At 72.7% G+C, this 9390-nt stretch carries 9 protein-coding genes; 6 read left to right on the plus strand and 3 right to left on the minus strand.

Annotation, left to right across the window (positions count from 1 at the left end; genetic code table 11):
• From ABEA26_RS33245 to ABEA26_RS33260, 4 genes are all read left to right on the plus strand, one after another.
• A partial coding sequence (locus ABEA26_RS33245) for an alpha-glucosidase C-terminal domain-containing protein (protein ID WP_345597415.1) occupies positions 1–305 on the plus strand: 305 nt, incomplete at its 5' end.
• A 28-nt stretch (positions 306–333) separates the two neighbouring features.
• Positions 334–1695, plus strand: coding sequence for a maltokinase N-terminal cap-like domain-containing protein (locus tag ABEA26_RS33250; protein ID WP_345597416.1), 1362 nt, complete (start codon positions 334–336; stop codon positions 1693–1695).
• Positions 1696–1698: 3 nt separating this feature from the next.
• A complete protein-coding gene (gene glgB, locus ABEA26_RS33255; RefSeq protein ID WP_345597418.1) occupies positions 1699–3924 on the plus strand; it encodes a 1,4-alpha-glucan branching enzyme in 2226 nt (741 codons plus the stop codon).
• Positions 3925–4158: 234 nt separating this feature from the next.
• Complete coding sequence (locus ABEA26_RS33260; RefSeq protein WP_345597419.1) at positions 4159–5250, plus strand: glutamate--cysteine ligase 2; 1092 nt, start codon at positions 4159–4161, stop codon at positions 5248–5250.
• 34 nt (positions 5251–5284) lie between these two features.
• On the opposite strand, the gene ABEA26_RS33265 is transcribed toward ABEA26_RS33260, so the two are convergent.
• Entirely contained in the window at positions 5285–5518 is a 234-nt protein-coding gene (locus tag ABEA26_RS33265; protein WP_279562487.1) for a DUF6480 family protein, read from the minus strand.
• A gap of 163 nt (positions 5519–5681) precedes the next feature.
• On the opposite strand from ABEA26_RS33265, the gene ABEA26_RS33270 reads away from it, so the two are divergent.
• On the plus strand, positions 5682–7589 hold the full coding sequence (locus ABEA26_RS33270) for an AMP-dependent synthetase/ligase (protein ID WP_345597420.1): 1908 nt from the start codon (positions 5682–5684) through the stop codon (positions 7587–7589).
• 187 nt (positions 7590–7776) lie between these two features.
• A complete protein-coding gene (locus ABEA26_RS33275) occupies positions 7777–8211 on the plus strand; it encodes an ATP-binding protein (protein WP_279562485.1) in 435 nt (144 codons plus the stop codon).
• 57 nt (positions 8212–8268) lie between these two features.
• Here ABEA26_RS33275 and ABEA26_RS33280 read toward each other — a convergent pair whose 3' ends face one another.
• Both ABEA26_RS33280 and ABEA26_RS33285 read right to left on the minus strand, forming a co-directional pair.
• On the minus strand, positions 8269–8736 hold the full coding sequence (locus tag ABEA26_RS33280) for an ATP-binding protein (protein ID WP_345597421.1): 468 nt from the start codon (positions 8734–8736) through the stop codon (positions 8269–8271).
• 45 nt (positions 8737–8781) lie between these two features.
• The gene (locus ABEA26_RS33285; RefSeq protein WP_345597423.1) at positions 8782–9147 is read right to left on the minus strand and encodes a PRC-barrel domain-containing protein; all 366 of its coding nucleotides are present in this window, start codon (positions 9145–9147) and stop codon (positions 8782–8784) included.
• Positions 9148–9390 lie beyond the last annotated feature (243 nt).

The following is a 9390-nucleotide window of genomic DNA, read 5'->3' on the forward strand; positions in this document are numbered from 1 at the left end:
GCAAGCAGAACCCCGCCTTCGGCCTCGGCACCTACACCGAACTGCCCTCCTCCAATCCGGCGGTGCTCGCCTTCCTCCGCGAGTATGAGGACGATCTGGTGCTGTGCGTGAACAACTTCGCGCGGTTCGCCCAGCCCACCGAACTCGACCTGCGCGAGTTCGCCGGACGGCATCCGGTGGAGCTGTTCGGCGGAGTCCGCTTCCCCGCCATCGGCGAGCTGCCGTACCTGCTGACCCTCGGGGGCCACGGCTTCTACTGGTTCCGGCTCACCCGAGTCGCATCCCGCATCGGCCGCCGCGTGTGAGCGTGGGCCGAGGAAAGGACGCGTCACCATGCCGAAGACCGCACCCCTGCGCCCCAGACGCGGGCATCTCGCCGAGCCCATGGCCTCGCTCGACGGGCTGCTGCGGGAGTGGCTGCCGCGCCAGCGCTGGTTCGCGGGCAAGGACCGGCCCGTGGAAGAGCTCGGTCTGCTGTCGATGACCGAGCTCTTCCCGGGCTGTCTGCACCTCCTCGTACACACCGGTCACGGCTCCGTGCCCGCGCCGGGCGGCGCTCCCCCGGCCGGCGACTGCTACCAACTGCTGCTCGGCGTACGCGAGCAGCCGTCGCCGCGTCTGGGCCGGGCACTCATCGGGCAGGTGCAGGACGGCCCGCTGGCCGGCCGGACGGTCCACGACGCGCTGCACGACCCCCGGACGGCCCAGCTGCTCCTGGAACGGCTCAGGCGTCCCGGCAGGGCGGGACCGTTGCGCTTCGAGTCCGACCCCGCGCGGCCGGTGCCCGGCGGACTCGTACCGCGGCTGCTGGACGCCGAGCAGTCCAACTCGTCGCTGATCTACGGCGACGAGTTCATCCTGAAGCTCTTCCGGCGCATCCAGCCCGGCGTCAATCCCGACCTGGAGGTGCCGGACGCGCTGGCCCGGCAGGGCTGCGGCCGGGTTCCCGCGCCGGTGGCGTGGATGCGCACGACCCATCCGTACCAGGCGACGCTCGGCGTGCTCCAGCCGTTCCTGCACGACGCCTCCGACGGCTGGACGCTGTCCCTGACCGCGCTGGCCGCCGGGGACGACTTCACCGTCCAGGCCCACGAGCTGGGCCAGGCGATGGCCGACGTGCACCTCGCGCTGGCCTCCGCATTCCCGGCGGGTCCACCCGGGGAGAACGGCCGGACCGCGGCGGCGATGACCGAGCGGCTGACCGCCGCCGCGCACTGCGTACCGGCACTGCAGCCCTTCGTGCCCGGACTGCGGGCGGCCTTCGCGGCGCTGACCACCTGCGACTCGGGACCGCCCGCCCAGCGCATCCACGGTGACCTGCACCTGGGACAGGTGCTGCGGGCCGGCCGGGACTGGTTCGTCATCGACTTCGAGGGCGAGCCGTCCCGCCCGCTGTCCGAACGGCGCAGCGCCCACTCCCCCGTGCGGGACATCGCGGGCATGCTGCGCTCCTTCGACTACGCCGCCCGGCAGCGCCGCCCGTGGCGCCCCGAGTGGGCGCGGCGCTGCCGGGAGGCGTTCTGCGCGGGCTACGCCGCCCGCGCCGGGTGGGACCCCCGTAAGAAGCACGGCCTGCTGCGCGCCTACGAGACGGACCGCGCCGTGTATGAGGTGCTGTACGAGGCCCGGCACCGCCCCGACTGGCTTCCCGTACCCATGGCGGCGATCGAACGACTCGCCGTGAGAGGAGACTGACCCGTGGCCCTCCGCGACACCTCGCTCCCCGAGCCGTCCGGTCCCGTCCCGCCCACACCCGGTGCGTGCGGAACCGCCCCGCCCCTCGACCCCACCGACCGGGGGCGCCTCCTGGCGGGCGCCCACCACGACCCGCACGCCCTGCTCGGTGCCCACCCGGTGCCCGGCGGCATCGCCTTCCGGGCACTGCGCCCCTTCGCCCGCGGGGTGAGCGTGGTCGTCGACGGCGAGCGCCACGGCCTCGTGTCGGAGGAGGACGGCCTCTTCTCCGGCGTCCTGCCACTGACGGAGATCCCCGCGTACACCCTCGTGGTGACCTACGAGGGCGGCGAGCACGAGACGCACGACCCGTACCGCTTCCTGCCCGCCCTCGGCGGCCTCGACCTGCACCTGATCGCCGAGGGCCGGCACGAGCAGCTCTGGCGGGCCCTCGGCGCGGAGCCGATGACCCACGCGGGTGTCACCGGCACCCGGTTCACGGTGTGGGCGCCGAACGCCCAGGGGGTGCGGGTCGCGACCGACTTCACCCACTGGGACGGCACGGCGTTCCCCATGCGCTCGCTGGGTTCGTCCGGGGTGTGGGAACTGTTCCTGCCGGGCGTCGGGGAGGGCACCCGGTACAAGTTCGAGGTCCACTCGCGGTACGGGCACCGCGTCCTCAAGGCCGACCCAATGGCCCGCGCCGCCGAGGAACCGCCGAACACGGCGTCCGTGGTGACGGCCTCGCGGTACGAGTGGGGCGACGCGGAGTGGATGCGGATCCGCGCCGACACCCCCGTGCACGAGGCGCCGTTCTCCGTGTACGAGGTCCACCTGCCGTCCTGGCGGCCGGGCCTGACCTACCGCCGGCTGGCCGAGGAACTGCCCGCGTACGTGAAGGACCTGGGCTTCACCCACGTGGAACTGATGCCGGTCGCCGAGCATCCCTACGGCCCGTCCTGGGGCTACCAGGTCACCGGCTTCTACGCGCCGACCGCGCGCCTCGGCTCGCCCGACGACTTCCGGTACCTCGTCGACGCCCTGCACCGGGCGGGGATCGGCGTGATCATGGACTGGGTGCCTGCGCACTTCCCGAAGGACGACTGGGCGCTGGCCCGCTTCGACGGGGACCCACTGTACGAACCCGGGGACTCCCGGCGCGCGGAGCACCCCGACTGGGGGACGTACACCTTCGACTTCGCGCGGACCGAGGTGCGCAACTTCCTGGTGGCGAACGCCGTGTACTGGTGCGAGGAGTTCCACATCGACGGGCTGCGCGTCGACGCGGTCGCCTCGATGCTCTACCTGGACTACTCGCGCGACTCCGGCCAGTGGGAGCCCAACCAGTACGGCGGCCGGGAAGACCTGGCGGCCATGGCGTTCCTCCAGGAGATGAACGCGACCGTCTACCGGCGCTGCCCCGGCGTGGTGACGATCGCCGAGGAGTCGACCGCGTGGGGCGGGGTGACCCGGCCCACCGACACCGGCGGGCTCGGCTTCGGCCTGAAGTGGAACATGGGCTGGATGCACGACTCGCTGGAGTACGCCGCCCACGAGCCGGTGCACCGCAGGTACCACCACCACGAGATGACGTTCTCGATGGTGTACGCGTACAGCGAGAACTACGTCCTGCCCATCTCGCACGACGAGGTGGTACACGGCAAGCAGGCGCTGGTGTCGAAGATGCCGGGCGACTGGTGGCAGCGGCGGGCGAACGTGCGCGCCTATCTCGGCTTCATGTGGGCGCACCCGGGCAAGCAGCTGCTGTTCATGGGGCAGGAGTTCGCGCAGGGCGCGGAGTGGTCGGAGAAGCAGGGCCCCGAGTGGTGGCTGCTCGACGAGGGGTACCACTCGGCGGCCGACCACCGCGGCATCCAGGATCTGGTGCGCGACCTCAACACCCGCTACGGGCGCACCCCGGCCCTGTGGCGGCGCGACACCGATCCGGGCGGTTTCCGCTGGGTCGCCGTGGACGCGGCCGAGGACAACGTCTTCGCGTTCCTGCGGTTCGACACGGACGGCGGCGCTCCCCTGCTGGCGGTGTCGAACTTCTCCCCGGTCGTCCGGCACGAGTACCGGCTCGCGGTCGGCGACGACGTCACCGCCTGGCAGGAGGTGCTCAACACCGACGCCGAGGAGTACGGCGGCTCCGGCGTGACCTGCCCCGACCCGGTCAAGCCGGAGGACGGGAGCATCCGGATCACGCTCCCGCCCCTGGCCACGGTGTGGCTGGTGCCGTACGCCCCGTGAGGCACGGCGGCGCGATCATGTGTCCGGCCGCCCTCCCGGGGCAGTCGGTGGACCTGGGACGGACCGGGGAGCCTCGTCCTCGGTGGTCCCAGGACCGAGCGGACCCAGGGTGTCGTTTGGATCTTGCCGGGGTCGCGGGGTCCGGCTGCAAGGCGCCGCTTCCTGGAGCCGCCCTGATCCAAACGACACCCCCTCGTCGTCGCCGCGGCCGGGCCCGCAGAAAGGCGGCATCACGTGCGCACCGTCGGAGTGGAGGAGGAGCTCCTCCTGGTCGACCCCGAGACCGGCGAGCCGCGGGCCCTGTCCTCCGCCGTGCTCGCCCGGGCCTCGCTGGACGATGCCGAGCAGGACGTGTTCGAGAAGGAACTGCACGAGCAGATGCTCGAGTTCGCGACGCGTCCGCAGGCGGACATGGAGCGACTGCACGCGGAGATCGTCCGCTGCCGTGAGCAGGCCGGCCGGCACGCCGGGGGGATCGGCTGCGCCGTGGCCGCGCTCGCCACGTCACCGCTGCCGGTCAGCCCGTCGGTCGGCGTGAACCACCGCTACCAGTGGATGTCCGACCAGTACGGCGTGGTGGTCCACGAACAGCTCGTCCTCGGCTGCCACGTGCACGTCTCCGTGGAGTCCGACGAGGAGGGCGTCGCGGTGATCGACCGGGTGCGGCCGTGGCTGCCGGTGCTGGCCGCGCTGAGCGCGAACTCGCCCTTCTGGCAGGGCCGGGACTCGGCGTACAGCAGCTACCGCAGCCGGGTCTGGCAGCGCTGGCCGTCGGCCGGTCCGACGGAGCTGTTCGGTTCGGCGGAGACCTATCACCGCCGGGTCGCGGACATGCTCGCCACCGGCACGATCCTCGACGACGGGATGATCTACTTCGACGTCCGGCTGTCCCGGCGCTATCCGACGGTCGAGTTCCGGGTCGCGGACGTCTGCCTGGACGCCGGGACGGCCGTGGTCGTCGCCGCCCTCGCCCGCGCGCTGGTCGACACGGCCGCGCGGGAGTGGCGGGAGGGCGGAGAGCCGGCCGGGCACAGCGTCAGCCTGCTCCGCCTGGCGGCCTGGCGGGCCGCCAGGTCGGGGCTGACGGAGGAACTGCTGCATCCCGCGACGATGCGGCGAATGCCCGCCGAGACGGTCGTACGGGCCCTGCTGGACCACGTCGGGGAGGCGCTGGCCGCGGACGGCGACCTCGACCGGGTACGGGACGGCGCCGCGGAGCTGCTGCGGCACGGCAACGGCGCCCGGGTGCAGCGCGAGCTGCTGGAGCGCACCGGCAGCCTGCGGGACGTCGTCACCGAGTGCGTACGCCGTACTCAGGCGGCCTGAGACACCCCGCGGGCTCACCGCGTCCCGGGGCCCGTCAGAGGATCAGGACCAGGGCGTAGCCCAGGAAGCCCGCCGCGACGAGCGCCACGAGGGCGAGTATCACGGCCAGGGGCGCCTTGGCCCAGCCCTTGGGCGGATTGTTCCCCTCCCACGGGCCGGCCTCGGACATGCTGCTCTCCGCCGGCGGGGTCTCGCCGGGTGGCACACCGCCTCCCTGCTCCAGTCCGGTGGTGCGTTCGGGTTCCGGGTCGGGGTTCGTGTAGCTCATGCCGTACGGGTCCCCCGATCCGCCGAGATCACCAGGCGGGAACACTTCTGTCGTCCCGGCCCCCCGCCGCCTGCCGCTCGGCTAGATTCCGAGCACAGCCGACGACGGTGCTCGCCGCTGCTCGTCCGTGGGTCCACCGTCCGTACACGTCAGGAGCCAGCGCATGCGCGACCTCGCTCTCGCTCCCCGGCCCGTCCCGCCCCTGACCGGGGGCCTCGCCGACAGTCTCTTCGAGACGGCCGTCCGAAGGCCGACGCTGCCGATGCTCGCCCGCCGCCGGGGCCCGGACTCCGCCGTCTGGCAGGAGGTGACGGCCGTGGAGTTCCGCGACGAGGTGGTCGACCTCGCCAAGGGGCTGATCGCGTGCGGGATCTCGGCGGGGGACCGGGTGGCGATCCTGGCCCGCACCCGGTACGAGTGGACGGTCTTCAGCTACGCGCTGTGGGCGGTGGGGGCCGAGGTCGTGCCGATCTATCCGACCTCCTCGCGCGACCAGGTCGAGTGGATCCTGCGGGACGCGGGCTGCGTGGCCGTGGTGGTCGAGGACGAGCAGAGCGTGATGACCGTCGGCTCGGTGTGCGCGTCGCTGCCGACGCTGCGCCATGTGTGGCAGCTGGACGCGGGCGCGGTGGACTCGCTCGTGGCGCGTGGCGAGTTCCTCCCGTTCGCCACGGTCGACTCCATGCGCCGCATCGTGCTGCCGGACTCCACGGCGGTCGTCGCCTACACCTCGGGCACGTCCGGCCGCGCCCTGGGCTGCGCGCTGAGCCACCGCGGTCTGGCCGGCCCGTGCGACACGCTTCTCGAGGGCTGGGGCCACACGGTGGCGCCCCCGGGAGAGCAGGGCGCCGTCCTCGCGTTCCTGCCCTTCTCCCACGTGTACGGGCTGATGATCCAGAGCCTGTGCGTCCGGGGCGGGCTGCTCATGGGACACGAGCCCGCGATGACCGAGGAGGCGCTGGCCTCGGCCCTGCGCTCCTTTCGCCCGACGTACTTCTACGCCGTCCCCTCGGTCCTGGAGAAGCTCTACAAGAATTTCCTGCGCACCGCGCAGCAGGCGGGCCGCGGGGCGCTGTTCGAGCGGGCCGCCGGCACCGCGCGGGACTTCGCGGCCGCGCTGGAACGCCAACGGCTGGGCAGGGGGCCGGGCCCCGGTTTCGACCTCCGCCTCCAGCACGCCCTGTACGAGCGGACGGTGTACCGCCGGCTGCGGAGCGCGCTGGGCGGCCGGGTGCGCCGCGGGACGTCGGGCGGTTCGCCGCTCAGCCGCGAGCTGTCCCTCTTCTACGAGGGCATCGGCGTCTACGTCCACGACGGCTACGGTCTGACGGAGACCAGCGGCGGGCTGACGATGCAGCCGCTGGGCCGGGAGAAGTCCGGCACCGTCGGCCGGCCGCTGCCCGGCATGGAGGTACGGGTGGCCGACGACGGGGAGATCCTGGTGCGCGGCCCGTCACTGTTCCAGGGGTACCTCGGTGACGAGGCCGCCACCCGTGAGGTGCTGCGCGGCGGCTGGCTGGCCACCGGGGACCTCGGGCATCTGGACGACGAGAACTATCTGGCGATCACGGGTCGCAAGAAGGAAATCATCATCACCAGCGGCGGCAAGAGCGTGGCCCCGGCCGCCCTGGAGCAGCGGCTGCGCATGCACCCGCTCGTCCACCAGGCGGTGGTCGTGGGCGACAACCGGCCCTGCGTCGGCGCCCTCCTCACGCTCGACCCGGAGTTCCTGACGCACTGGCGGGCGGGGCTGGCCCTGACGGGTGACGCCCCGGCCCGGGAGGCACGGGAGGAGAACGCCCTGCGGGAGGAGGTGGCGCGGGCCGTCGCCGCGGCCAACAGCGCCGTGTCGCGCTCGGAGTCCATCCGGGTCTTCCGCGTCCTGCCCACTCCGTTCGACGTGGCGGGCGGACTGCTCACACCGTCGATGAAACTCCGGCGGGACGAGATCGTCCGGACCTACGCCTTCGAGATCGACGCGATGTACGAGGCCCGTTCGCACCGCCGGCCGCAGCCGCCGCCCCAGGAGCCGGCCGGCTGGGAGGACTCTGACAACGTGTTCCTCCGGTGACCGGCGAGCCGACCACGGACCACCACGTATTCGGGGGAGTCCGCCGCGGGTCACGGGGCTGTCACCCCTGGCCACCGCACCCCGGCCCGGCATACCAAGGCGCGTAGGCTCGCCCGGCACGGGAACTACAGACGAAGGGAAAGCGAAAAGGGACAACGCCCGGCGGATTCCGGGCCGGGAAGGCGAAATGGCAGCCGAGTCGCGTTGGGACAGGACACTGGCTTCCGAGGAGATCACGAACCGCACCGCCAGCTTCACCGGGGAGCTGCACAATGTGACCGGTGCACGCCTGGTCGCGGAGGAATTCCTCTACGACCTGGCCCGTGCGTCACCACCCTCGCAGCCCGAGCACTGGGACGACATACTCCTCGTCGTCACGGAGCTGGCGGCGAACGCGGTGCAGTACGCCCCGGGTCCCTTCCAGCTGCGGCTGCGCCGTACCTTCGACGGTGTGCACGTGGTGATGCACGACTCCAGTACGACCGAGCCCGCGCCGCGCCCCTTCCATCCGAGCAGCGGCGGCGGCGGTATCGGCTGGCATCTGATCCACACCCTGTCCGACCAGGTGAGCGTCGTCACCGGCGAGCGGGGCAAGGACATTCACGTCTTCCTGCCCTGGTGACCACCGGGGGCCGCCCGGGGACCGGTGACTGCCGGGGACACGGGAGTCCGCTCCGGGTCACGGGGCATCCGCGTCACGCAGGGGCACCAGTACGCTGATCGTCTTTCCTCCTCCCGGATGCCGGTCGACGTCGATGTCACGGGCCAGGCGGGCGACGAGCGGCCATCCGTAGCCGCTCCCGTGGTGCCTGGTGGGGAACGCGCACGCGGCCCGGGGCGCCAGCCCGTTGTTGTCGTGGACGGCGATCCACACGCCCTCGCCGGTGGGCCGGACCTCGAAACCGGCCAGTCCGTCGCCGTGCCGGATCGCGTTGGTGACCAGCTCCGAGACCACGATCAGCAGGTCGACGACGTCCTCGTCCCGCACCCCGCGGCCCGAGCCCCGTTGCGCGCGCGCCACCGACTCCGCGTACGCACGTGCCGTCGCCGCGCCGGTCACGGCGCCCGGTGCCGATACGCCGGGCCGCGGCCCGTCGGGGGGCGCGGTGCCGGACGAGGCCGTGCTGATCCGGTCGGTCGGTTCCATGTCAGTGGTGTCCCTGGTGTTCGCCGTGCTGTATTCGGCGCCGGGTCAGTCCGCGGAGGTCTCCCGCGGCGGCAGCCGGTGGTAGTAGTCGCCGACGGACGCCAGGTACTCCCGGTCCATCGTCTCGCTGTCGGTCCGGAACCGGGGCGCGTCCTTGACCTGCGCCCTGGTGCAGCCCACCGTGACCGTACGGGCCTCGGGGTCGACGCCCCTGACCATGCCGACGGGCACGAGCACGCTCCGGCCGAAGACCCACACGCCGGTGTCGACGACCAGGTGCCGCATGCCGAAGTGCTCGGCCTGCCGGTCCACGTGACCGATGGTGCCGTCGCTCGCGACGACGGTGCAGCCCGTCAGGTCCCGTCCCGCCACGTACCCGCTGCCCGCCGTGTACGACCAGATGCTCTCCATCGGCACGTTGTCCTTCCCTCCCGCGTCGGTGACCGCTGCGGGGCCGGGCGGTCGCCACGGGCCGGACCGGCTCCACAGCAGCAGATACCCGGCGGGGGCCGCCGCATTCGGACCTCGTGGGCCGATCGGCGGCGGCGAAGCCGGGCAGGATACCCCCTGGACGGTCCCGCACGCACGGCATGATCCGTACGGGGCCGGTCTCCACCGGGCGAGGTCCCGCTTTGTCCCGACCCGGGACCTGGG

It is taken from the genome of Streptomyces marokkonensis (assembly GCF_039539045.1).
In the GTDB taxonomy this organism is placed as follows: Bacteria; Actinomycetota; Actinomycetes; order Streptomycetales; family Streptomycetaceae; genus Streptomyces; species Streptomyces marokkonensis.